Source organism: Streptomyces phaeoluteigriseus, from assembly GCF_001896135.2.
In the GTDB taxonomy this organism is placed as follows: Bacteria; Actinomycetota; Actinomycetes; order Streptomycetales; family Streptomycetaceae; genus Streptomyces; species Streptomyces phaeoluteigriseus.
Window position 1 is genome coordinate 856,962 of the sequence record NZ_MPOH02000011.1, and the last position, 22,747, is coordinate 879,708.

Consider the following 22,747-nt stretch of genomic DNA (forward strand, 5'->3'; position numbering starts at 1 on the left):
AGGCCGTCGGGCCCTGCCCGCCCTGGCAGCGGGGCGGCTCAGGACGCCACGCTGCCCGTGCTGGGCGGCGAGTAAGGGGAACCTCGCCGGGTCCCGGCCGACGTCGTCCGGGCTACCGGTGTGAACGGAGCCGGTGATGTGAACGCCTCGCGCGACGCCGGGCGGGGGTCGGCCGGAGCAACGAGGGACGGCGGCCGCAGTCCGCGACCGGCGCCGACGGGCAGCGGCTGCCACCGCGGCGGACCGTCGGCCGCCGCGGCAGGCGCTGGTGGGCCGGCCGCCCTGACAGGAGCCGCCCGTCAGCCATCGCGGCAGGTGCCGGGCCGTCAGCCATCGCGGCAGGCACTACACCATCAGCCATCGCGGCAGGCGCCAGACCGACAACCACCGCGACAGGTACCGGACCGTCAGCCACCGCCACAGGCACCACACCATCAGCCACCGCCACAGGCGCCGGGCCCGCCGGGTTGCCGGCCCTCCCGACAGGCGCCGGGTGATGGGCCGCGGCAGAGGTCGAGCGGCGGGCCGTGGCAGGAGCCGGGCGGCGGGCCGTGGCAGAGGCCGGGCGGCGGGCCGGGCGGGCCACCGGGTCGAGGGTCATGACACCGGCTCCTTCAGTTCGCGGTCCACCGGCACCTCCGCGGTGACCGTCACCCCCGCCGGGTCCAGGTCGGCCGGGGTCGGCATCACGCTGCCGGGCAGTTGGACGGCGGCCGCGCCGTGTGCGACGGCGGAGGCGAGCGCCTGCGGGCCGCTGCCGCCGGCGATGAGGAATCCGGCGAGGGAGGAGTCCCCCGCCCCCACATTGCTGCGGACGGCGTCGACGTGCGCGGTGGCGAACCAGGTGCCCGCGTCCTCCACGAGGAGCTGCCCGTCGGCGCCCAGACTCGCGAGCACGACGCGTGCGCCCATCTCGCGCAACTCCTCGGCCGCCTTCACGGCGTCGCCCACGGTCGCCAGGGGGCGTCCGACCGCCTCGGCGAGTTCCTCGGCGTTCGGCTTCACGACGTCGGGCCGCTCGCGCAGCGCCTCCGTCAACGCGCGCCCCGAGGTGTCCAGCGCGATCCGCGCGCCCCCGGCGTGCGCCCGCGCGACCACGTCGGCGTACCAGGAGGGCGCGAGCCCGCGGGGCAGGCTGCCGCAGCAGGCGATCCAGTCGGCGTCGCGGGACTGCTCGCGCACGGTCTCCAGGAGCAGTTCCTGCTCCTCCGGGGAGAGTTCGGGACCCGGCGCGTTGATCTTCGTCAGTACCCCGTCGGACTCCGCGAGCGCGATGTTCGAGCGGGTGGCCCCGGCGACCGGGACCGGTGCGACCTCGATGCCCTGCGCGTCGAGCAGATCGGCGACGAGCGCGCCCGGCGCACCACCCAGGGGCAGTACGGCGACCGTGCGCCGTCCGGCGGCCGCGACGGCCCGCGAGACGTTCACGCCCTTGCCGCCCGGGTCCATGCGCTCGCCGGTGGCGCGGATGACCTCGCCGCGGTCGAGGGAGGGGACCTCGTAGGTGCGGTCGAGGGACGGGTTCGGGGTGACGGTGAGGATCATGCGCGTACCACTTCCGTGCCACCGCGCTCGATGGCGGCCGCGTCGTCGGGGCTCAGCCCGCTGTCGGTGATCAGCAGGTCCACGTCGCTCAGGTCGCCGAAGCGGGCGAAGTGCTCCTGGCCGTGCTTGGCGGAGTCGGCGAGCAGGACGACCCGGCGGGCCGCGGCCATCGCCGCCCGCTTCACCGCGGCCTCGGCGAGGTCGGGGGTGGTGAGCCCGTGCTCGGTGGAGAACCCGTTCGCGGCGACGAACAGGACGTCGGCGCGGATCTCGCCGTACGCCCGCAGCGCCCAGGCGTCCACGGCGGCGCGCGTACGGTGCCGTACGCGCCCCCCGATCAGGTGGAGCTGCATGCCGGGGTGGTCGGCGAGACGGGCCGCGATCGGCAGGGAGTGCGTGACCACGGTGAGCGAGGCTTCCAGCGGGAGGGCGGCGGCCAGGCGGGCGACCGTCGTGCCGGCGTCGAGGATCATCGTGCCCTCGGCCGGCAGTTCGGTCAGGGCGGCCTTGGCGATGCGGTCCTTCTCGTCGGCGGAGGTGGACTCACGCTCGGCCAGGTCCGGCTCGAAATCGAGGCGTCCGACCGGTATGGCACCGCCGTGCACGCGACGCACGAGGCCGGCGCGGTCGAGGGCCTTCAGGTCGCGGCGGATCGTCTCCGCCGTGACCTGGAACTCCTCGGCCAGCGACAGCACGTCCACCCGGCCGCCGTCACGGGCGAGCCGCAGGATCTCCTGCTGCCGCTCCGGTGCGTACATGTCCGTTCGCCTCCGACCGTTACCGGGTTTATGCCCGGACCTGTGGTTTCGCCACGGAGGCTACGCCCGGATTTCCGGAAAGTAAACAGGTTCGGACGCGATTCGGGCACGAACGGACTTCCGGCGATGCCCGAGTGCGTCCGGGGACGCCGGAAGGGCCTGTCACCTCGGCAGGTGACAGGCCCTTCCGGCGCCCTTCTCGGTCCCGGCTCAGGAGACGAGTTCCGGCTCCTTCCCGGCTGCCGGCAGTTCCGGCTCCCCCGCACTCTCCACGTGCTGGGCGGGCCGCTTCGGCAGGGCGAACATCAGCAGGAAGATGACGCCCAGCACCGCGGCCACCCAGCCCAGCGCGTACCGGAAGGCGTCCACGAACTCCGGGCCCGTCTCGGCCGGGGTCAGCCGCTCACCGATCCGGCCGAAGAAGACGACGGACACCAGGCCGAGGCCGAGCGCGGTGCCCATCTGCTGCACGGTGTTGATCAGCCCGGACGCCGAACCGGCGTGCTCGCGCGGCACGTCCGACAGCACCGCGTCGGTCAGCGGGGCGACGATCAGCCCCATGCCGGCGCCCATCACCGTGAGCGGCAGGATCATCTGCCAGGGGGCGATGTCGAGGCCGTAGCGCCCGGACTCCCACAGGTAGAGCAGGACACCCGCGGCCATGGTCAGCGCGCCCGCCTGGAGCACCTTGCGGCCGAAGCGCGGAACCAGCTTCTGCACGGAGAGACCGGCGGCCGTCGACACCGCGAGGGAGAACGGGATCCCCGTCAGACCGGCGCGCAGCTCGCCCCAGCCGAGGCCGATCTGCATGTACAGCGTCCAGACCAGGAAGAAGATGCCGAGGCTGATGCCGAACACCGTCTGCACCGCGATGCCCGCGGCGAAGCTCTTCACCCGGAAGAGGGAGAGCTCGATCAGCGGCGAGCCGTCCCGCGCGCCCTTGCGCCGCTCGTACGCCACCAGCGCGCCGAAGACGCCGAACGCGCCGGCCATCGACAGGTAGCCCCACAGCGGCCAGCCCAGCTCACGGCCGCGGGTCAGCGGGTAGAGCAGCATCAGCAGACCGAGCGTCACCAGCGCGACGCCGACCAGGTCGAGCTTGAGCGCCTTCGGCGCACGCGACTCGGTGATGAAGCGGCTGCCGAGGATCAGGGCCGCGATGCCGACCGGCAGGTTGATGAGGAAGATCGGCCGCCAGTCCAGCCCGAACAGGTCCCACTCCATCAGCAGCGCGCCCAGCAGTGGTCCCGAGACCGCGCCCAGGCCGACGACCGCACCGAAGAGCCCGAAGACCTTGCCGCGTTCGTGCGCCGGGAAGGTGGCGTGCACGATCGACAGCACCTGAGGGACCATCAGCGCCGCCATGCCGCCCTGGAGCAGGCGGGAGGCGACCAGCATCTCCGGGTTCACGGCGAAGCCGCACAGTGCGGAGGCGATGGTGAAACCTCCGATGCCGAGGAGGAACAGCCGTTTGCGGCCGTAGATGTCGCCCAGGCGTCCGCCGGTGATGAGACCCGCGGCGAAGGCGAGCGCGTAACCCGCGGTGATCCATTGGACCTGGCTGTCGGAAGCGCCCGCGTCGCGCCGCATGGACGGGACGGCGATGTTGACGATCGTGACGTCGACGAGGTCCATGAAGGCCGCGGTCATCACGATCGCCAGGGCGAACCACCTGCGGCGGTCGCCCACCGCCCCTGTCGCGGTGGCGGTCGACGAGGCTGCCTGGGCGTCCGCCCCCGCAGGGCGCTCGGGCCGACCGGGATCGGCGGAGAACTGGGTCTCGTTGGAGGTCATGCGAGGACACTAGGACCCCAGTAGGTCAGATCGTGTCCTACTGGTAGGGCATCCTCGAACCCATGACGACGGACACTCCGGCTCGGCTGCTGCAACTCCTCTCCCTCCTCCAGACGCCCCGCGAATGGCCCGGTGGCGAACTCGCGGGCCGCCTCCAGGTGTCCCGCCGCACGGTCCGGCGGGACATCGACCGGCTGCGGGAACTCGGTTATCCCGTCCAGGCGACCAAGGGCTCCGACGGCGGATACCGGCTGGTCGCGGGCAAGGCGATGCCGCCGCTCGTCCTCGACGACGAGGAGGCGGTGGCGATCGCGGTGGGCCTGCGGGCGGGCGCCGGGCACGCCCTGGAGGGCGTCGACGAGGCATCCGTACGGGCCTTGGCGAAGCTGGAGCAGGTGCTGCCGGCCCGGCTGCGCCACCGCGTCGCCACGCTCCAGGCCGCGACCACCCCGCTGACCAGCGGAGACGGGGCCAGCATCGCGCCCGAGACGCTCACCGTCATCGCCTCGACGGTCGCCGGGCACGAGCGGCTGCGGTTCGCCTACCGCGCGAAGGACGGCACCGAGTCGCGCCGCCTGACCGAGCCGTACCGCCTCGTCTCCACCGGCCGCCGCTGGTACCTCGTCGCCTACGACCTCGAACGCGACGACTGGCGCACCTTCCGCGTCGACCGGGTGGGCCAGCCCTTCGCCACCGGAACCCGTTTCGCCCCGCGGGAGGTGCCGCAGGGGGATGCGGCGGAGTACCTGCGCCAGTCGATCCAACGCCGCCAGGAGACCTACGAGTTCGAGGTCACCTTCCAGGCCCCGGCCGAGACCGTCGCCGCCCGGCTCCCGTCCTGGTTCGGCCGTCCGGAGCAGACCCCCGACGGCTGCCGCCTGCGAGCCGTCACCGGCGACCCCCTGGAGTGGCTCGCGGTCCGCCTGGCGATGCTGGGCCACGAGTTCACGGTCCACTCGCCGGAAGAACTGGTGGAGCGGGTACGGGGAGTTGGGGGAACGGCTGGGGAGAGCGGGCGCGGGGGCGGCGTCGGGGTCGGGCGCGGGTTCGGGTTCGGGGTCCGACCGTGTCGCCGGGGCCGCGGAAGCTGGTGCGAACGGTTAGTCGGCCCGGGGCATCACTCGCGCTCCCGCCACTCCATCCCCCGCACCGCTTCCAGGTTCCGCAGGGCGAGTTCCGCCGGGCCGTCGGGACCGTTCGGGGGGCGGTCGGTGGTGGACCAGCTCTCCACGGCGACGCGGACGGCGGCCCCCGCGACCGCCGCGAGGAAACGCTGACGCGGGGTGGGCTCGGCGGGTTGGGCAGGCTCGGCTGACACAACAGGCTCGGCCGACTCGGCAGGTTGAGCCGGCTCGACAGGCTCGGCAACGTTGTCGAGCCCGGCGGCACTCCTGGCCGCCCGCTCCCTGAGCACCTCCCCCAGTGCCCCCTCCGACGCATGGCAGACCTCCGCCCAGACCTTGCCCAGGGCGGGGCTGGTGGAGGCCAGGCGGATGAGGGTACGGACCCACTCCCAGGAGGCCGCCGAGACCCCGACGCCGGGAGTGAGTGTCTGCCGTACCGCGTGTTCCAGGGCGTCGGGCAGGGACAGTTCGGGCGGCGCCTCGCGCACCGCCTCCGCCCAGCGCCGGGCGCCGGCCGCGTAGAGCGGGGCGATCGCCTCCTCCTTGGAGGCGAAGTACCGGTAGAACGTGCGCGGCGCGATGCCGGCCGCCTGGGCGATGTCCTCGGCGCGGGTGGCCTTGAGGCCTCGGCCTGCGAAGAGACCTGCGGCCGCTCGGGCGATCTCCATCCTGGTCGCCGCCTTGCGCCGCTCGGTCAGTGAAGCCGGGGCGGGCGGGCTCGTGGAAGAGGGAGGGGAGGGAGGCGGTGCGGGGGTGGAGCTTGTCACATCGGCAGGCTATGCCCATGTGGCACAATCTGCCATCCAGGCGGCCACCCCGGGGTTCAGGTACGGGGTGGCCCGCCCTTCACCCTGTCCGTACGCCGCCCAGCGGTCGTCGCGGACGCCGACGTGCCGCATGACAGAGGCTGAACGTGCCGCACGACGAAGGCCGACCCGCCGCAAAAGAGGCCGCAAAAAGAGCCGGACCTCGGCGCCGGGGGGGGGAGGCGGCCGAAGTCCGACTCGGAAGGTCCGGCGCCGGGGGGGCGGGATTGCGTCGGGACGTGGTTAAGAGAGATCGTTCATGAGAGGTCGTTCATGGCGATCGTTCATGAGAGTTGTTCATGAGAGGCCGCTCGAACCCCCGTGCCCAGGAGTGTTTTTCCCCCGGGGCCACCGGTTGAAGCGACCTTCTCCGCCATGTTTGCGCGTACTTCCGCCACCCCGCGTACGCCGGTGGCAGACACCGCACCCGTCCGGAACCGCCCCGTGGCGGGTTCCGGCCCGGACGCTGACCCCTCGCGGGCGCGGGGCCCGTCCTACGCCGCCGCCTCGAACCCGGTGTCCCGGGCCAGCTTCTTCAGTTCCAGCAGGGCGTGCTTCTCGATCTGACGGATCCGCTCACGCGTCAGACCGTGTTCCTTGCCGACCTCGGTCAGCGTGCGCTCGCGGCCGTCGTCGATGCCGTACCGCATCTTGATGATGGAGGCCGTGCGCGGGTCGAGGCGGTCGATGAGGCCGTCCAGCTCCTCGCTGCGCAGCAGCGTGAGCACGGACTGCTCGGGCGAGACCGCCGAGGTGTCCTCGAGCAGGTCGCCGAACTGCGTCTCGCCCTGGTCGTCGACCGGCATGTTCAGCGAGACCGGGTCGCGCGCCCAGTCGAGCACGTCGATGACGCGCTCCGGCTTGGAACCCAGCTCGGTGGCGATCTCCAGGGGCTCCGGGTCGCGGCCGTGCTCGCGGTTGAACTCCCGCTGCACGCGGCGGATCCGGCCCAGCTCCTCCACGAGGTGGACGGGCAGCCTGATCGTGCGCGACTGGTCGGCTATGGACCGGGTGATGGCCTGGCGGATCCACCACGTGGCATACGTGGAGAACTTGAAACCCTTGCGGTAGTCGAACTTCTCGACCGCGCGGACCAGGCCGGCGTTGCCCTCCTGGACCAGGTCCAGCAGGGGCAGACCGCTGCGCGGGTACCGGCGGGCGACCGCGACGACCAGCCGCAGGTTGGAACGGATGAAGACGTCCTTGGCGCGCTCTCCCTCGGCGACGAGCGCCTCGAGCTCCTCACGGGAGGCGTCCGCCTTGGACTCCTCGGCCCCGTCGAGGACCTGCCGCGCGAACACACCCGCCTCGATGATCTGCGACAACTCGACTTCCTTGGCGGCGTCGAGCAGAGGCGTGCGTGCGATCTCGTCGAGGTACATGCCGACCAGATCGCGGTCGGCGATCTCTCCGCCGTGAACGCGAGCGCTGCTTGCCGCGCCGGTCTCGCCGGAGGCGGACTGACGACGGGCGACGGCACGGGTTGCCATGCGTGCTCCCTTGCGATGGTGGGGTCAGCGGGTGGTCCTTGGACGCCGGCGCACTGACTCGGGTCCTCCCGGGACTCTCTCGGGACTCTCCTCGGGTGCCCTGCATCCGATGGAAACAACGACTGGAATCAGGACAGAATTCCCAACCCGTCCCCCGATTTTTCTGATCATGCAGTACCCTGTCGGGCCCCAGGAGGAGGACGAATGCCGTCGGAACGTACAGAGGTGCAGGTCAGGCCGGGAATCGAGGGGGATCTTGAAGCCCTCACCGACCTCTACAACCACTACGTACGTGAGACGCCGATCACATTCGATACCGCGATTTTCACTCCGGAGGAGCGCCGCCCTTGGCTGCTCTCCCACCCTGAAGACGGCCCGTACCGGCTGATGGTTGCCACGGACACGGACTCACAGGAAATTCTGGGGTACGCCACTTCCGGCCCCTTCCGCCCGAAACCGGCCTACACGACCTCCGTCGAGGTGACGATCTACCTCCGCCCGGACGCCGCCGGCCGCGGTGTCGGCACGCTCCTCTACAAGTCGCTGTTCGAGGCCCTCTCGGGCGAGGACCTGCATCGCGCGTACGCGGGCATCGCCCAGCCCAACGAAGCGTCCGTGCGGCTGCACGAACGCTTCGGCTTCCGGCACGTGGGCACGTACCGCGAAGTGGGCCGCAAGTTCGGCCGCTACTGGGATGTCGCCTGGTACGAAAGGGACCTGTAGGGGACCAGGTGACGGGTCCTACGGGTCCTGTGCCCTACGGGTCCTGTGTCCTACGGGTCCTGTGTCCTACGGGTCCTACGGGCACGTAACGGGCGAAGGCTAGGGGGCCGCGGGCGAAGCGAAGGGTGCCGCGGTCAGCTGCCGCCGGCGAAGCGAAGGGTGCCGCGGTCAGCCGCGGGCAAGGCAGAGGGTCCCCAGGTCAGCCGAACTGCACCGACCGCTTCGCCATGCCCAGCCAGAACCCGTCGATCACCGACCTCTGCGTGTCCAGCTCGCCGGACACCTCCGCGGCGCCCATGGTGACGAACAGCGGGGCGAAGTGCTCGGTGCGCGGGTGGGCGTACCTGCCCGCGGGGGCCTTGTGCAGGAAGTCCAGCAGGGCGTCCCAGTCCCGGTTCTCCAGCGCGTGCCGCCCCCAGTCGTCGAACTCCGAGGACCAGGTGGGCACTCCCCCGCCGGTGTGCCGTAGCGCGGCCAGGTTGTGGGTGAAGAACCCGGAGCCGACGATGAGCACGCCCTCGTCGCGCAGGGGCGCCAGCTTGCGGCCGATCTCCATGAGCTTCACGGGGTCGAGCGTCGGCATGGAGATCTGGAGGACCGGGATGTCGGCGGCCGGGAACATCTCGACGAGGGGGACGTACGCCCCATGGTCGAGGCCACGGTCGGGGATGTCCTGTACGGGGATTCCAGGGGCGCGCAGCAGCTTGCGCACGCTCTGGGCGAGCGCGGGTGCGCCCGGGGCGTCGTAGCGCACCCGGTAGTAGTGCTCGGGAAAGCCCCAGAAGTCGTAGACCAGGGGGACCGGCTCGACCGCGCCGAGGGCGAGGGGGGCCTCCTCCCAGTGGGCGGAGACCATGAGGATCGCCTTGGGGCGGGGCAGGTCGGCGGACCAGGCGGCGAGCTGACCGGGCCAGACGGGGTCGTCCGCGAGGGGCGGGGCGCCGTGGCTGAGATACAGGGCGGGCATGCGCTCCTGCGGAACGGCACGCTCCTGGGTGACGGCGGGCATGTCGGCAACTCCCTCGGCAGCTCAGTCTGCTTGAACTCTAAATCTTCCACTCCACATCACTGTAGGCGCCACTTGTTTAAAGTTCAAGGATGAAACACGTAGAGTGGACCCCATGACGAAGGCAGCCGCACCCGCTCACGAGCCGCAGTGGCTCACCGCAGAGGAACAGCGCATCTGGCGTTCGTACCTGCACGCCACCACCCTCCTCGAGGATCAGTTGGACCGGCAGCTGCAACGCGACGCCGGCATGCCGCACGTCTACTACGGCCTCCTCGTCAAGCTCGCCGAGTCCCCCCGCCGCCGGCTGCGGATGACCGAGCTGGCGAGGGACGCCAAGATCACCCGCTCCCGCCTCTCGCACGCCATCGCGCGCCTGGAGAAGAACGGCTGGGTACGGCGCGAGGACTGCCCCTCCGACAAGCGCGGCCAGTTCGCCGTACTGACCGACGAGGGCCTCGACGTCCTGACGAACGCGGCGCCGGGCCATGTGACCGCCGTACGCAACGCGCTCTTCGACCGGCTCACCCCGGAACAGCAGAAGTCCCTCGGCGAGATCATGCAGATCGTCGCCGAGGGACTCCAGCCGAACGAAGCGGGTGCCGACCTGCCCTGGCTGCGCTAGCCGCTACAGCCCGGGCAGTACGTCATGTCAGTGGGCGACCACCGGGACCCGGAGGGAGTCCTCGGCGTCCTCGCCCGCGTCGGCGACCGCGCTCATGTCCGGCTTGCCGGCGTTGACGAAGGTCAGGGCGATCGCGGCGGCGACGACCAGGATGCCGACGGCGAACCAGATCGCGCTGGTGTAGCCCTTCACCATGGCCTCCAGCTGGACCAGCTGCTGCTGGGAGCGGGTGCCGGCGTCGCCCATGTGGTCGGCGATGTACGAGGTCGTGGCCGAGGCGGCGATCGTGTTCAGCAGCGCCGTACCGATCGCGCCGCCCACCTGCTGCGAGGTGTTGACCATCGCGGAGGCGACACCCGAGTCGCGCGGCTCGACGCCCTGGGTGGCCAGGGACATGGCCGGCATGAACGCCGTACCCATGCCGAGACCGAGCAGGAGCATCGCCGGCAGCAGCAGGGCCGTGTAGGAGGAACCGATCTCCATCTGGGTCAGCAGCAGCATGCCGAGCGCGGCGACCAGGAAGCCGGGGCCCATCAGCAGCCGGGGTGCGACCCGGGTCATCAGGCGCGTACCGATCTGGGTCGAGCCCGTGATCATGCCCACGATCATCGGAAGGAACGCGAAACCGGTCTTGACCGGCGTGTAGCCCTTCACGATCTGCAGGTAATAGGTCAGGAAGAGGAACAGGCCGAACATCGAGATGATCGCGAGACCGAGCGAGAGGTAGATACCGCCGCGGTTGCGGTCGGTGATCACGCGCAGCGGCAGCAGCGGGGACTTGACCTTCGCCTCGACGACCACGAAGGCCGCCAGCAGCACCACGGACGCGACGAACATGCCGATGGTCACGGCGTCGCTCCAGCCCTCGGACTCGGCGCGGGTGAAGCCGTAGACCAGGGACACCAGGCCGAGGGTCGAGAGTATGACGCCGGGGATGTCGAGCGGGGAGCGGTTGCGGCCGCCCGCGGGCTCACGGATGACGAAGTAGGCACCGGCCGCGGCGACGATCGCGAACGGGATGTTCACGAAGAACGTCCAACGCCAGTTCAGGTACTCGGTGAGGAAACCGCCGAGGATGAGGCCGACCGCGCCACCACCACCGGCGATCGCGCCGTAGATGCCGAACGCCTTGGCGCGCTCCTTGGCGTCCGTGAACATCACGGCGAGCAGGGAGAGCGCGGCGGGCGCGAGCAGCGCGCCGAAGACACCCTGGAGGGCGCGGGAGCCGAACATCATCGCCTCGTTGGTGGCCGCGCCACCGAGCGCCGAGGCGGCGGCGAAGCCGACCAGGCCGAGGACGAAGGTGCGCTTGCGGCCCCAGAGGTCGGCGATACGGCCGCCGAAGAGCAGGAGCCCGCCGAAGGCCAGGGCGTACGCCGTGACGACCCACTGGCGGTTGCCGTCCGAGATCCCCAGGTCCTGCTGGGCGGAGGGCAGGGCGATGTTCACGATGGTCGCGTCGAGAACGACCATCAGCTGGGCGAGCGCGATGAACACGAGCGCTTTCCAGCGAGCCGGATCCGACTGGCGGATGCCGGGAGCCTTGGTGGCTGTGTCAGACATGGAGGTACCCACTTCGGAACTTCGTGACGTTAATGTCATGAATTGGTGAAAGAAAACGGGCGGAGCAAGATGACGACCCGTCGACGGTGACGGCCGCGGGGAGGGGTCCGGAATCGGTTGATCGGGTTCAGCGACGTCGGTGGCAGCGGTGACGACGGCGGCGACGGTGGCGGTCTTCGACCGTCCGCATCGTCTGCATCGGGTCTCGCAGCGTGAAGCCGGAGTCCCGGAGTCGTCCTGCGTGGCTTGTGGTGGTTTGCGGTTTGTTTACATGGCTTGCGTGGCGTTGTGGCTTGCGTGGCTGCCGTGGTGTGGGTGGCGTGTGTGGCTTGCGGTGGCTCAGGCCTGGCGCAGGTCCTCCATGGTCACGGCCGTGCCCGGCAGGACCGACCGGGCCGGGGCCCGCAGTCCGTCCAGGAACAGCTGGAGATGGCGATGGAGGAAGCGGTCGACGCTGGGGCAGGCGGTGCCCGCCGGAGGCCGGCTGAGTTGGGCCACGGCGACCATCAGGTCGCCGTAGCCGACGTCGTCGCGAAGCTGCCCGGCCTGCCGGGCGCGCTCCATGACCTCCTCGACGAGCTGCTCGACCCGCATACGGGCGGCCACGAGATCCGGGTGGTCCTTGTCGAAGGTGCTGGTGACCATCGGGCACAGCGCGCTGACGCGTTCGTCGGCGGCGACGTGCACGAAGCGCTCCAGCGCGCCGAAGGCGTCGCCGGTCTCGGCGAGCGCCTGGGCGGCCGCGTGGGCCGTGCGGTCCATGACGGAGCAGACGACCTCGCGGACAAGGGCGTCCCGGTCGGGGAAGTTGCGGTACACCGTGGCGTTGCCGACACCGGCCCGGCGGGCAATGTCGTCCAGCGGCACCTCGGGGCCGAGTTCGACGAACATCTCGCGGGCGGCGGTGACGATCCGCTCCCGGTTGCGCAGGGCGTCGGCGCGCGGCCGGGGCACCTTGCGCTGCGCGGGGGCGGTTGCGGTCTGCACGGCGTACTCCTCTGATCGATGACGTGACCGGTGGTGCTGGTACTTCTGTCGCTATTGGTACTGCTGGTGCTGCTGGTACTTCTGTCGCTGCTGGTGCTGCTGGCACTTCTGTCGGTACCGGTACTGCTGGTTCCGCTGTCGCTCCCGATCCGGGGACATGGTCCCCGCTTCGCTCGGACACATGGCTAAACGGGGAGACGGTCCCCGGTTATTTCCCGGTGGTCGATTCTTTTCACGTGACCTGGGTCACAAGCGCTCTCACCTCGCCCGCGCCTGCCCACTACCTCCCGGTAACCCACGATCGGCCGCTCCAGCGCGCGCCCCCGCCCGCCCCCGACGAGGGTGATCGAAAGGGTGCAGCCGGTGACGGTGGCTGCCTGGCGCGAAGGGTTCCCGCATGCAGCCGCAGCCTGAGCGACCCGGGGCGGGCCACCATGCCGCGCCTGCGGATCCGCTCCGCCGACACATACGCAGGCGCCGCCGCACGGCCGGCCTCGTCTGCGTCACCGCGCTGACCTTCGCGGTCAGCACCTCGGCCGGCACCGCTCACCTGGCACCGCGTTCCTCCCCGGCCGGCGCGGGCCCGATCTCGCTGGCCCGCTCTCCCGCCCTCGCGCCCTGCCTGATCACCCCGGGGTCCGCCGTCCAGATGTCCGAGGGCGTCCCGACGGCCGGCGGCTACGTCCGCTCCACGGGCACCGTCCGCGCCCTGACCCTGATGATCGACTTCTCGGACGCACCCGGCCGCGGCAAGGCACAGGACCGGTTCCGCGAGTTCTTCCCGCAGACCCGGGAGTGGTTCCGCACCGCGTCCTACGGCCGCCTCGACTACCGCGCCGAGACCCCCGTCCCCGGCTGGCTGCGCATGCCCAAACCGTTTCGCGCGTACGGCATAGAGCGCGGCGCGCCCTTCGACCCCGGCTACCGCGAGCTGGTCCAGGACATCGTGGCCGCCGCCGACCCGACCGTCGACTTCCGGGCGTACGACCTCCTGAACGTGCTGGTCACGCCGAACGCGGGCCCCTCCGCGCTGGACACGGTCCTGTCGGTGACGTTCGCCGGCAACCACGAGGCCCCGGTCGCCGACGGCGTCCCCGTCGCGAACGCGTCCTTCGTCTACTCCCGCCAGGACGACGGCTCCGGCTCCTACGACCGCACCGGCTACCGCGTGCTGCCGCACGAGAACGGCCACGTCTTCGGCCTGCCCGACCTCTACACCCAGGAGGGCGGCGGGGCGGTCGGCCACTGGGACATCATGAGCGAGGACTGGGGCGCCAACAACGACTTCCTCGGCTGGCACAAATGGAAGCTGGGCTGGCTGGACGCCGCCCAGATCGGCTGCGCCGCCGCGCCCGGCACCAGCGAGTACGCCCTCACCCCCCTCGCCGAGCCGGGCGGCCCCAAGCTGGTCTTCGTCCCCCTCAACAGCCGCGCCGGGTACGCCGTGGAGCTGCGCACCCGCGGCGGCAACGACGAGGCCGTGTGCCGCCCCGGCGTCCTCGTCTACAAGGTCGACGCGAACATCGACACCGGCATGGGCCCGGTCACGGTCCACGACTCCCAGCGCGACAGCGGCGGCTGCACACGCAGCCCCAACGTCCACGCCGAGCTGTCGGACGCGCCGCTCGTGCCGGGCGAGACGTTCAAGGACACGGCGCGGGGGGTGCGGATCTCCGTGGTGGCGGCGGACCTGGAGGGGACGTACCGGGTGCGGGTCACCCGGAGGTAGCAGCCGGCAGGGCACCGCGGCGGCCGCACGCCGACCGCCGTACGAGGACGGCCGCACGGGTACGGGCGTACGGGTACGGGCGCACGGGTACGGGCGCACGGGTACGGGCGTACGGGTACGGGCTACGGCTACGGCTACGGCTACGGCTACGGGCGTACCGGCATACGACGACAGACGCACGGGCACGGGCGCACGACGACGGGCGTGGGCGCGGCTACCGTAGGCGACCTGCCGCGACCGCCGTACCGGAGAGACGATGCCCGCCAGGACGACCCCGACCGCCGCCCCGGACAGCCAGGTACCGGAAGAGGCGGTGACGCCGCTGATCCGGGGGGTCGCGGTCCTTGAGGAGCTGACCGCGGCGGGCGGCACGATGAGCGCGAGCGCCCTGGAACGCGCCACCGGTCTGGCCCGTTCCACGGTCGACCGGATCGTGGCGACGCTGGCCCGCATGGAGTACGTCCGTCTCGACGGCCGGGACGCGGTCCTGACCCCGCACGTGATGGAACTCGGCAACGCCTACCTGGCCGCGCTGCGCCTGCCCGCCCTCCTCGGCTCGCGCGCCGACGCCCTGGCCGACGAACTCGACGAGTCGGTGTCGCTGGCGGTCGCCGACCGTGACGGCATCCGCTTCATCCACCAGGCGACCCGGCGCCGCGCGATGTCCCTCAGCTTCCGCATCGGCGACCTGCTCCCGGCCGAACGCACCGCGCCCGGCCCGCTGTTCGCGACGGAATGGACCGACGCGGACTGGACCCGCTGGCGCACCCGCCGGACGACGGACCCGCAGGACCGCGCCTTCCCCGCCGTCCCCCCGGCCCCGCACACCCGCGACCCGGACGAGGGCTTCGTACGCCGGACGGAGCGGGCGGCGGCGGAGGGCTGGTCCCTGGACGATCAGTTGATCGAGCCGGGCCTGGTGGCGGTCTCCGCACCCGTACGGGACCCCCGTACGGGCCGCCTCGCCTGCGTCGCCAACGTCGTCAGCCACACCAGCCGGCACACGGCGGCCGACCTGCGCGACACGCTCCTCCCCCGGCTCCGTACGGCCGTGGCGGAGATGGAGGAGGCCCTGCGCCAGGCCCCGCCCGCCGAACCGGGTCCCCCACCCGCGGGCCTCGCCCTCCGGACGGGTGCGTCGAAGCAGGAACTGGGCCGCGAATTCATCGAGTCCCTGGCCCGCGGGCTGACCGTCCTCACGGCGTTCGGGGAAGGCAGGGAGTCCCTGACCCTGACCGAGGTGGCGAAGGCGACCGGCCTGGCCCGGGCCACGGCCCGCAGAGCCCTGATCACCTACGACCACCTGAACCTGGTGACCCAGACCCCCCACCGCACCTTCACCCTCACCCCCCGCGTCCTGTCCCTCGGCTTCCCCCCACTCGCCGGAACCCCCTCCCCCACCTCGCGGAACCCCACCTACGGGCCCTGACGGACCGCATCCAGGAAACGACCTACCTCGCGGCCCTCACGGAAACGGGCGATGAGATCCAGTGCACGGCCCGGGCGACCGCCCGCCACGTCATGCGCGTCGACATCCGCATCGGTACCCGCCTCCCGGCCACCACCGACACGGCCGTCGGCCGCGTCCTCCTGTCCCACCACGACCACGCCCTGGCGGACGAGGAGTTGGAACACGGCGTCCGCACCCTCGCCGTCCCCATCCACGACCGCACCGGCCACACGATCGCCGCCCTCACCACCTCCACCCACACGGCCCGCCGCACGGCAGAGGACTGCGTCGACACCCTCCTCCCCGCCCTCACCACCACAGCCACCCACATCGAAACGGCCCTCCACACAGCCTCCCGCTTCACACCCGTACCGCTGACCTGACGCCCACACCCCCCAACCGATTCCGGTACGCTGACGCCTGGACCCACACACACGTGGGCCCACGCCTTCGTAGCTCAGGGGATAGAGCACCGCTCTCCTAAAGCGGGTGTCGCAGGTTCGAATCCTGCCGGGGGCACCAGGTCAAAGGCCTACCACTTCCGAATTCTCGGAGGTGGTAGGCCTTTGGCATCTACTTCTGACATCAACAAGACCCGCGCACGGCACGCTGGCCACTCGGCCGCGTCGGGGCGCTGCGCCGGCCCGTGAATCACGCCCGTCTCGATGGTCGTCATGACGTCCAGGACGTCGAGGCGAGCGTCCTAAGTTGCTTCGGGACGAATAGCCCGTGGGCGCAAATCCCGCCACGCCAACAACTGGAACACCAGGTCAGTGACCTCAGTGACCACCACTACTGTCGTTGAAGATCGTCACGGCAGGAAACGACGTGGACCGGACCTCCCTAGTCGCCCAGGGTGATGGTGGTCAGGGCGCGGAAGGCCGAGACGGGAAGGAGCAGGCCTGCCCGCTTGTCGGTGCTGCGGGCCGCGACCAGGCCCGTCAGCGCGCCCGTGCTGGAAAATGCCGGGGCGCCGAACAGGCCGTCGACGAGTTCGCCGGACACGCGCAGCCAGTCTCCCGAGCGGCCCTTGACGTCCAGGAGGCACGAGTACCGCCCCTGCATGGCGTACGCGCTCACCAGGCTCTGCCTCCCGGGTGTATGACGCCAGTCGAAGACCAGCACCTGGTCAGGGAAGGCGACGGGCTCGGCCAGGTGCAGCACCGCGAGGGACGGGCGGACCCCCAGACCATGCGATCCGAATCCGGGGAGGTCACGGATCTCGATCTGCTCGGCCCGGACCCTGAGTTCACCGCTGACGACTTCCATCACGTGCCCCGATGCGCTCGTCCCCAGGGCACGCTCCAGCACCACGCCCGTCGTGATCACCGTCTCGGCGTCGAAGAGCAGGCCGTTACCCACGTGCTCGTCCCCCGCGCACAACCGGACGCTCACCGAGGCGACGAACTCCTCATCCACCTGCCAGGTGTCTGTGACGACACTGACGTCGCCGTGGATGTGCCCGAACTGGTACACCGAGTTCAGAGGTAGTGCGCCGGGAGCGTTCACGACCTCGTTCCGTACGTCGGCAGCGGAGCGGAAGGCCGCACCGGACCCGTCGGGGATGAGAGGCAGAAGCTCCGGCAGCAGAGCGACCTCACCCTCCCGCTGTGCCGTCTCCTCCGCGTCGGCGAGTTGTCGCTCCAGCTGCCCGCAGCGCTCCTCCGCCTGCCGGTGCAGGGCACGTACGCGTTCCAGTTCTGCCTGCAGTTCACGGATCTCCGCCCTCAGCCGTGCGTGTTCGTCGGCCGCATCACCGGACGGGGCACCGGTCACCGGTTCTGTCAGCGGTGACACCGGCATCGCCTGCAGCTCGCGAAAGCGCATCTGAAGGTCACGGATGCGGTGCTCGCGGTCCTGGAGGGTGTCCTCCAGCCAGCGTTCCCGCGCGGCGGCCCGCCGTGCCTCCTGATCGGCTTCCGCGAGCTTCCGTTCCAGCAACTGCACCTTGTGGACCGGACCGTTGCCGGACTGCACCGCGGCGGTGTGCAGCGTACGGAGCATGCCGATGGTTTCCTCCGTCGGTGCGGTTCCCCGTTCCTCGGCGACGTCGTGCAGGAGGTTGAGAACGAACTCCCACGGCGGCAGGCGGCGTCCGCCGAGAAAGCGGGAGACGGCGGAGGAGTCGTACGTGCGACGGGCCGCGTAACGGCGAGTCGAGATCCCCAGGCCCGCGAAGAGATCCCGCAATGCCTGGGCGAGAGCAACCACTTCGGGCGCTAGACCGTCGTCGATCGGCTTCAGTTCGCTCATCGTGCTCCGCCGCCCCGTTCCCGTTCCCGAACTCGTCCCCGTGCCCGTGCCCGTGCCCGTGCCCGTATTCGTATCCGTATCCGGTCCGTATCCAAGCGTGTTGCCGGTTGTCCGGCAGCACTGCTGCATCTGCCGCAGCGCCCCGCCCCTTCGCCAGGGTGGAGGTCCATCGTCACAGGCTTCGATCCACCGGACAGGCCCTCACCATGATCGGGGAATTACCCATGCCTCAGCGCACCAAGCGAATTCAGGATCTCGTCGTCTTCCTCGCAGTACTCGGCGTCGGCGCGCTTCTCGTGCTGCACGGCGTGCCGGCGGAGTCGCTGGCGACGATCACCATCGCCGTATCAGGCCTGTACGCAGCCTGGCGCGGCCACGGCGGCCCTCCGCAGCCGCCGGTCTCTCGGTGACATCCTCCTCCCGACCCCGAGGCGTCCCCCAATCTCTCGTAGGAGGCGGATTTGGTCAGCAACGTGTTGTTACCTCTCAACGTGGATCGAAGGACCAGATCAGCCCGACTTCCTCGTCGGACACCCAAAGGAGCCCCAAGTCCCAGGCATACCGGCTGATCGGTGAGCAGCTCGAGATCTGCTGAGAGAAGTCGAGGGACGCCCCGCCTCCCCGCGTGTTCGTGAAGAATCGAGCCCCGCCGGAAAAGCGCGTGAGAATCACCCTGGCGTGCTTCTCCATCTCAGCCCGCTGTGCGGGAAAACGGGGGTCTCGGGAGACATCAAGATCGAGGGTAGCCAGCAGGACGAGGAGTCGCCCCACCGCGGAACGCGGAATCTCAGTGAGCCGACCTCGCCATTCCGCTGCACCCGCCTCGTCCACGGGCGGAACGACGAAGGGGTGGGCCGGGTCGTCCTCCGTCTCCTCCTCGCCTTCGTCGGGATCGACGGTCCGCCAGGCCCGGGGATCCGCCGTCTCTCTCCGCATGACCGAGGCAACATCGTGAAGCCAGTCGTCCCGCGAACGGGGACCGGCGGCGACGAAGGTGTACCGACGGTCGTACATCTCCACCGCCGACCACCAGGAGTAGGTATCCAGGGGTGTCGGCGGCCCGTTCGCATCGGGCATCGTTCCGTAGTCCATCCAGACCTCACTCATACGGGCATCGAGGTGAACACCAAGTAGGGCGGATCGAGGCTGGGACCACGCATGAGCCGCAGGGAAACGCCCTGGATATCGTGCACCTCCGAAAGCCTGCTGCCGTCATAGGTGACACCCCTGCCGGTTTCGGGTCCGCCGCGCTTCCAGGGCAGCGCTCGGCTGTGTTCTCTTGGCGGCGGCTCTCGGCGAGCGTGAGTCCGTGGTCCAGGCGGCGGACGTCCGTGATCCAGGCGGCGGGGGGCGGGAGGCACGTGCCGTCTCCGACATCGATGCGTGGCGGCAGCGGCCCGTACCGTGTCCTACCGCTCCTGTGCGAACGGGGGCCGACCGGCACGCCCGGGGGGCCGAGTGCCTGAGCCGGGTTCAGGCGTGCGGTTCTTGGCCCTCGCCCGTTCCCTCGTTGCCCGCAGCAGGAGGAAGAGCAGCAGCCCGAGGGGCGAGAGCAGGATCGTGAACGCCAGCAGCGGCCCCATGACCAGCGGATGGATTCCGGTCCGCCGCGCCTCGCCGTACATCCACTGCCCGATCAGCAGGTCCCAGGCGATGATTTGGGCCCAGATCGCGCCCGCGCCGTTCGCTCGCACCATCAGAGCGCGGAACTTGTCGATGTCGGGGTTGGTGACCACGCCCCAGAGTTCCGGGAAGACCGGCAGTGCCATCACGAGATACAGGGCCAGTACCGGCACCACGGTCAGCGGCGACGCGGCAATACGGGCGGTCGGCCCCCACCCCGGCGCGAAGATCATGAGCAGCCAGACGGGCGCCGCCAGCCAGAAGCAGACCTCGAAGAGCAGACCGGTCATGCCACAGGCTCCTTGGTGTCAGAGGCATCGGAAGGCTGGGAGGCGTGGGAAGGGTCGGAGGGCTCGGGAGCCTTGGCGGGCTTGGCGGCCTTGCGAGGCTCGGAAGTGTCGAGCGCCTGACCTGGGCGGCTCCTTGCCGCCCGTTCGGGGTCCGCGGTTCGGAGTGCCCAATGGGCGCCCGCCGCGGTGCCGACGAGGATCAGCCCCGCCGTCGCCGAGGTCGCCCCGTCCGGATGGATCAGCGACTGCCCGCGCAGCGCCTGCCAGGTGAGCGCGGCGAAGACGGCGGCGTACGCACCCGAGGCGACCAGGATCAGGCGCAGCCGAACCCGCTCGGCCCTCAGTCGCGGCACACGCGGCGCCAGGGCAACCAGCGCCATGAGCACCAGCGGAAGCAACTGCAGCGCGTGCATGCCGAAGAAATGCGGAACCCGCAGATCGCCGCCGGTGGTCGACCAGCCGGTCAGCGGCATGGAGGGGCCGCCGTCCGGTACGCCCACGCTGTGGGCGCCCACCACTTTGGAGACCCCACGCTGCTGACCTGGGGCCGGCTGTGTCATCAGGAAGCCGACAGCGGCTCCGGCAAGGGCGAGCACGACACCGGACCGCAGCGCCCAGGCGGACGCACGGTCGGCGAGACGGGTGCGGAACAGGAGTACGGCGATGGCCACGGTGCCGAGCCAGAGGATGACGACGGTGATGGCCATCGCGTTGAACAGCGTTTCGTCAAGGGGCGTTTCGTGGTTGAAGTGGCTGCGTTTCCCGCGCACCACCTGACCGGTGATGATCACCATCTCGACGACGCTCGCCACCGCCACGACGGCACCCGCCCACCAGCCCACTCTCCGTGCACGACGGGTGGGCAGCAGTGACAGCAGCCACGCGAGCGACAGTCCGTACGCCACGAACGAAACCGAGAACTTGAAGGGCTTGAACCAGATCGGTGAGCCCACGAGCTGTCGGTCGTCGACCACGAGCCCCACCCCCGACACGACGGCGAGAACCACCATCGACAGGGCGAACACCACCAGTGGCCGGTGCCATGAACGCCAGAACGGCATACCTGTCTCCTTCGACCCCGCGCAAGCGGATAGTGGCGCTATCCGCTATCTGATAGCGCCACTATCTATCATGGGAGGGCGGGCCGGCAAGCCCGGGAGAGCGAAGCGAGGAGCGAACAGGCCGTGCGCATCAGCGAGTTGAGCCGCAGCACCGGAGTGCCGGTGCCGACGATCAAGTACTACGTCCGAGAAGGGCTCCTCCCGCCCGGCGAGCTGACCAGCCGCAACCAGGCGATATACGACGAGACGCACGAACGCCGGCTGCGACTGATCCGCGCACTGCTCGATGTGGGCGGCCTGAAGGTGGCCGCGATCGCGGAAGTCCTCCGCGCGGTCGACGACCCGGCACGCCCGGTGCACAAGGTGCTCGGCGCGGTGGCGGACCAGCTCGGCACGGCACGCAGCGAGGACGACGACGCGGAGTCCTTGGCCGCCGGCGCCGCCGTCGCGGAGTTGATCGCGCGACGCGGCTGGAGCGCGCACGCGTCGGACCCCGCCGCCAGGGACCTGGCCCGGGCGCTCGCCGCCATGGAACGGGTCGGACACGGGGCGTTCAGGGAACTGCTCGACGACTACGCCGAGGCCGCCGAGTTGGTCGCCCGCGCCGACCTGGGCTACGTGGATCGGCGGGTGGCGGTCGATGACCTGGTGGAAAGCGTGGTGATCGGTACCGTCCTCGGCGCGGCGGTGTTCCACGCGATGCGCCGCCTAGCGCACGTCGACGCGTCGGCGAGGCTGTTCGGGCAGGACACGGCCGCCGATGCCGAACGGAAGGTTGCGGACTAGACACCGGGCCGCCACCCGTCGCCGCGGTCCGGTCGCAGGTGCGCATCCTGGCGAGGGTGCCACGCGATGCCGTTCCGACCTGGAGGGAACGTCCGCTCCCCGATCACCGATCACCGATCACCGATCACCGATCACCGATCACCGAGACGACGGTGCGGGCTTGGACCTGTGGGGGAACCCTGCCTGACAGCACCCTCCGTGACATCGTGGTGAGTCGCCGCGGGGTGCCCTGGCCCGGTCCGCCGTCCGGAGCCGGGTGGGCGTCAGTAGACGATGACCCTCCACCGTTCCACCCACCGCAGCCACGTGCCGCCGGTGCCCCGGACCTGGACGCGGTCGGGTTCCACCTGCCAGGCGGTGCCGTAGAGGGTGGTGTCGGGGAGGTCCACGCGGACGGTGTCCAGGGGTTCCAGGTCGTCGTCGATCGGGCGGGACCAGGTGTGTGCGCAGCGGGCGCAGGTGTAGGCGACGGCCGTGTGGCGGCCCGCCGCCGGCGTCGGGGAGCCGGGGCGGAACGCCTCCGTGCGGCAGCGGGGGCACGGGTCGGCCGTCCGCGTGCCTGTTGTCCGGGACATCCCCCGATCCTTCGGTACGCGGCGGCCGACGGCAACCCGCTTGTCGGACCCCGGGGTCAGCTTCCGGCGGCCATGGAGAGTCGGCGACATCGGAGGGGGATGAGGGCCCGTGGGCGCTTCGGCGACTGAGGCACTCCCGCCCGCACCAGGCTCACGCCCGCCTCGCGTCGTACTCCTCGCGGGCCCGCTCCACCGCCGGCATGCGTTCGTCCACCCACTGGGCCAGGGCGCGGACCTGTTCGGCGGCCTCCCGGCCGAGGGGGGTGAGGGAGTAGTCCACGCGAGGCGGGATCACGGGCTTGGCGTCCCGGTGGATCAGGCCGTCGCGCTCCAGCGTCTGGAGGCTCTGGGTCAGCATCTTCTCGCTGACCTTGCCGATCGCCCGGCGCAGCTCGCTGAAGCGGTACGAGCGGTCCAGCAGCGCGATCAGGATCAGGTTGCCCCAGCGGCTGGTCACGTGCTCCAGGACCAGGCGCTGGGGACACGCGCCGTCGCCGCCCTCACCGCGGACACGGTCCACGAATGTCATCCCGCTTGCCTCCATGGCCGCACCTGCGCC

19 protein-coding genes, 1 tRNA gene and 2 pseudogenes are annotated in these 22,747 nt (G+C 70.8%); 8 read left to right on the forward strand and 14 right to left on the reverse strand.

What is annotated here, in order from left to right:
• Positions 1 to 597 precede the first annotated feature (597 nt).
• From pfkB to BM536_RS14950, 3 genes are all read right to left on the reverse strand, one after another.
• Entirely contained in the window at positions 598 to 1,545 is a 948-nt protein-coding gene (gene pfkB / locus BM536_RS14940; protein WP_094103024.1) for a 1-phosphofructokinase, read from the reverse strand.
• Complete coding sequence (locus tag BM536_RS14945; protein ID WP_073499916.1) at positions 1,542 to 2,303, reverse strand: DeoR/GlpR family DNA-binding transcription regulator; 762 nt, start codon at positions 2,301 to 2,303, stop codon at positions 1,542 to 1,544. The genes pfkB and BM536_RS14945 overlap by 4 nt, the downstream gene beginning before the upstream one ends.
• 210 nt (positions 2,304 to 2,513) lie before the next feature.
• Positions 2,514 to 4,097 (reverse strand): MFS transporter, encoded by a 1,584-nt coding sequence (locus BM536_RS14950; RefSeq protein WP_079275289.1) that lies wholly within the window; start codon positions 4,095 to 4,097, stop codon positions 2,514 to 2,516.
• Between the two features lie 62 nt (positions 4,098 to 4,159).
• On the opposite strand from BM536_RS14950, the pseudogene BM536_RS14955 reads away from it, so the two are divergent.
• Positions 4,160 to 5,201: pseudogene (locus BM536_RS14955) on the forward strand (helix-turn-helix transcriptional regulator).
• A gap of 13 nt (positions 5,202 to 5,214) precedes the next feature.
• On the opposite strand, the gene BM536_RS14960 reads toward BM536_RS14955, so the two are convergent.
• Together BM536_RS14960 and BM536_RS14965 are read right to left on the reverse strand one after the other, a co-directional pair.
• Complete coding sequence (locus tag BM536_RS14960; RefSeq protein ID WP_073496904.1) at positions 5,215 to 5,889, reverse strand: TetR/AcrR family transcriptional regulator; 675 nt, start codon at positions 5,887 to 5,889, stop codon at positions 5,215 to 5,217.
• Positions 5,890 to 6,521: 632 nt separating this feature from the next.
• Positions 6,522 to 7,517, reverse strand: coding sequence for a sigma-70 family RNA polymerase sigma factor (locus BM536_RS14965; RefSeq protein ID WP_073496905.1), 996 nt, complete (start codon positions 7,515 to 7,517; stop codon positions 6,522 to 6,524).
• A gap of 204 nt (positions 7,518 to 7,721) precedes the next feature.
• Here BM536_RS14965 and BM536_RS14970 point away from each other — a divergent pair, with 204 nt between their 5' ends.
• A complete protein-coding gene (locus BM536_RS14970) occupies positions 7,722 to 8,240 on the forward strand; it encodes a GNAT family N-acetyltransferase (protein WP_073496907.1) in 519 nt (172 codons plus the stop codon).
• A gap of 199 nt (positions 8,241 to 8,439) precedes the next feature.
• Here the strand turns inward: BM536_RS14970 and BM536_RS14975 are convergent, their stop codons facing one another.
• Positions 8,440 to 9,249 (reverse strand): dioxygenase family protein, encoded by an 810-nt coding sequence (locus BM536_RS14975; RefSeq protein WP_245873501.1) that lies wholly within the window; start codon positions 9,247 to 9,249, stop codon positions 8,440 to 8,442.
• A 112-nt stretch (positions 9,250 to 9,361) separates the two neighbouring features.
• Between BM536_RS14975 and BM536_RS14980 the strand changes: the two genes are divergently transcribed.
• Positions 9,362 to 9,871, forward strand: a complete 510-nt coding sequence (locus tag BM536_RS14980; protein ID WP_073496909.1) for a MarR family winged helix-turn-helix transcriptional regulator — start codon at positions 9,362 to 9,364, stop codon at positions 9,869 to 9,871.
• Between the two features lie 27 nt (positions 9,872 to 9,898).
• Here the strand turns inward: BM536_RS14980 and BM536_RS14985 are convergent, their stop codons facing one another.
• Both BM536_RS14985 and BM536_RS14990 read right to left on the reverse strand, forming a co-directional pair.
• Complete coding sequence (locus tag BM536_RS14985) at positions 9,899 to 11,434, reverse strand: MFS transporter (RefSeq protein WP_073496931.1); 1,536 nt, start codon at positions 11,432 to 11,434, stop codon at positions 9,899 to 9,901.
• 339 nt (positions 11,435 to 11,773) lie between these two features.
• Positions 11,774 to 12,421 carry a TetR/AcrR family transcriptional regulator gene (locus BM536_RS14990; RefSeq protein ID WP_073496911.1) on the reverse strand — a complete coding sequence of 216 codons (648 nt, stop codon included), beginning with the start codon at positions 12,419 to 12,421 and terminating at the stop codon, positions 11,774 to 11,776.
• 397 nt (positions 12,422 to 12,818) lie between these two features.
• Between BM536_RS14990 and BM536_RS14995 the strand changes: the two genes are divergently transcribed.
• The 3 genes and pseudogenes from BM536_RS14995 (at position 12,819) to BM536_RS15005 (ending at position 16,122) form a co-directional block, all read left to right on the forward strand.
• Positions 12,819 to 14,150: a M6 family metalloprotease domain-containing protein gene (locus BM536_RS14995; protein ID WP_094103025.1), complete on the forward strand. Its 1,332-nt coding sequence runs from the start codon at positions 12,819 to 12,821 to the stop codon at positions 14,148 to 14,150.
• A gap of 256 nt (positions 14,151 to 14,406) precedes the next feature.
• Positions 14,407 to 15,983 (forward strand): annotated as a pseudogene (locus BM536_RS15000) (IclR family transcriptional regulator domain-containing protein).
• 63 nt (positions 15,984 to 16,046) lie between these two features.
• A tRNA-Arg gene (locus BM536_RS15005) sits at positions 16,047 to 16,122 on the forward strand.
• 321 nt (positions 16,123 to 16,443) lie between these two features.
• Here the strand turns inward: BM536_RS15005 and BM536_RS15010 are convergent.
• The gene (locus BM536_RS15010; RefSeq protein ID WP_073496914.1) at positions 16,444 to 17,853 is read right to left on the reverse strand and encodes a hypothetical protein; all 1,410 of its coding nucleotides are present in this window, start codon (positions 17,851 to 17,853) and stop codon (positions 16,444 to 16,446) included.
• 224 nt (positions 17,854 to 18,077) lie between these two features.
• On the opposite strand from BM536_RS15010, the gene BM536_RS15015 reads away from it, so the two are divergent.
• Complete coding sequence (locus tag BM536_RS15015; RefSeq protein WP_073496915.1) at positions 18,078 to 18,263, forward strand: hypothetical protein; 186 nt, start codon at positions 18,078 to 18,080, stop codon at positions 18,261 to 18,263.
• 76 nt (positions 18,264 to 18,339) lie between these two features.
• Here the strand turns inward: BM536_RS15015 and BM536_RS15020 are convergent, their stop codons facing one another.
• From BM536_RS15020 to BM536_RS15030, 3 genes are all read right to left on the reverse strand, one after another.
• Positions 18,340 to 18,960, reverse strand: coding sequence for a hypothetical protein (locus BM536_RS15020; protein ID WP_245873502.1), 621 nt, complete (start codon positions 18,958 to 18,960; stop codon positions 18,340 to 18,342).
• Between the two features lie 302 nt (positions 18,961 to 19,262).
• The gene (locus BM536_RS15025; protein WP_073496917.1) at positions 19,263 to 19,766 is read right to left on the reverse strand and encodes an ABA4-like family protein; all 504 of its coding nucleotides are present in this window, start codon (positions 19,764 to 19,766) and stop codon (positions 19,263 to 19,265) included.
• Positions 19,763 to 20,827: a hypothetical protein gene (locus BM536_RS15030; RefSeq protein ID WP_245873503.1), complete on the reverse strand. Its 1,065-nt coding sequence runs from the start codon at positions 20,825 to 20,827 to the stop codon at positions 19,763 to 19,765. The genes BM536_RS15025 and BM536_RS15030 overlap by 4 nt, the downstream gene beginning before the upstream one ends.
• Positions 20,828 to 20,950: 123 nt before the next feature.
• Between BM536_RS15030 and BM536_RS15035 the strand changes: the two genes are divergently transcribed.
• Positions 20,951 to 21,613, forward strand: a complete 663-nt coding sequence (locus BM536_RS15035; protein WP_073496920.1) for a MerR family transcriptional regulator — start codon at positions 20,951 to 20,953, stop codon at positions 21,611 to 21,613.
• Between the two features lie 263 nt (positions 21,614 to 21,876).
• Here BM536_RS15035 and BM536_RS15040 read toward each other — a convergent pair whose 3' ends face one another.
• A complete protein-coding gene (locus BM536_RS15040; protein ID WP_073496922.1) occupies positions 21,877 to 22,188 on the reverse strand; it encodes a hypothetical protein in 312 nt (103 codons plus the stop codon).
• Positions 22,189 to 22,339: 151 nt separating this feature from the next.
• Positions 22,340 to 22,717, reverse strand: coding sequence for a winged helix-turn-helix transcriptional regulator (locus tag BM536_RS15045; RefSeq protein ID WP_073496923.1), 378 nt, complete (start codon positions 22,715 to 22,717; stop codon positions 22,340 to 22,342).
• Between the last annotated feature and the right edge of the window lie 30 nt (positions 22,718 to 22,747).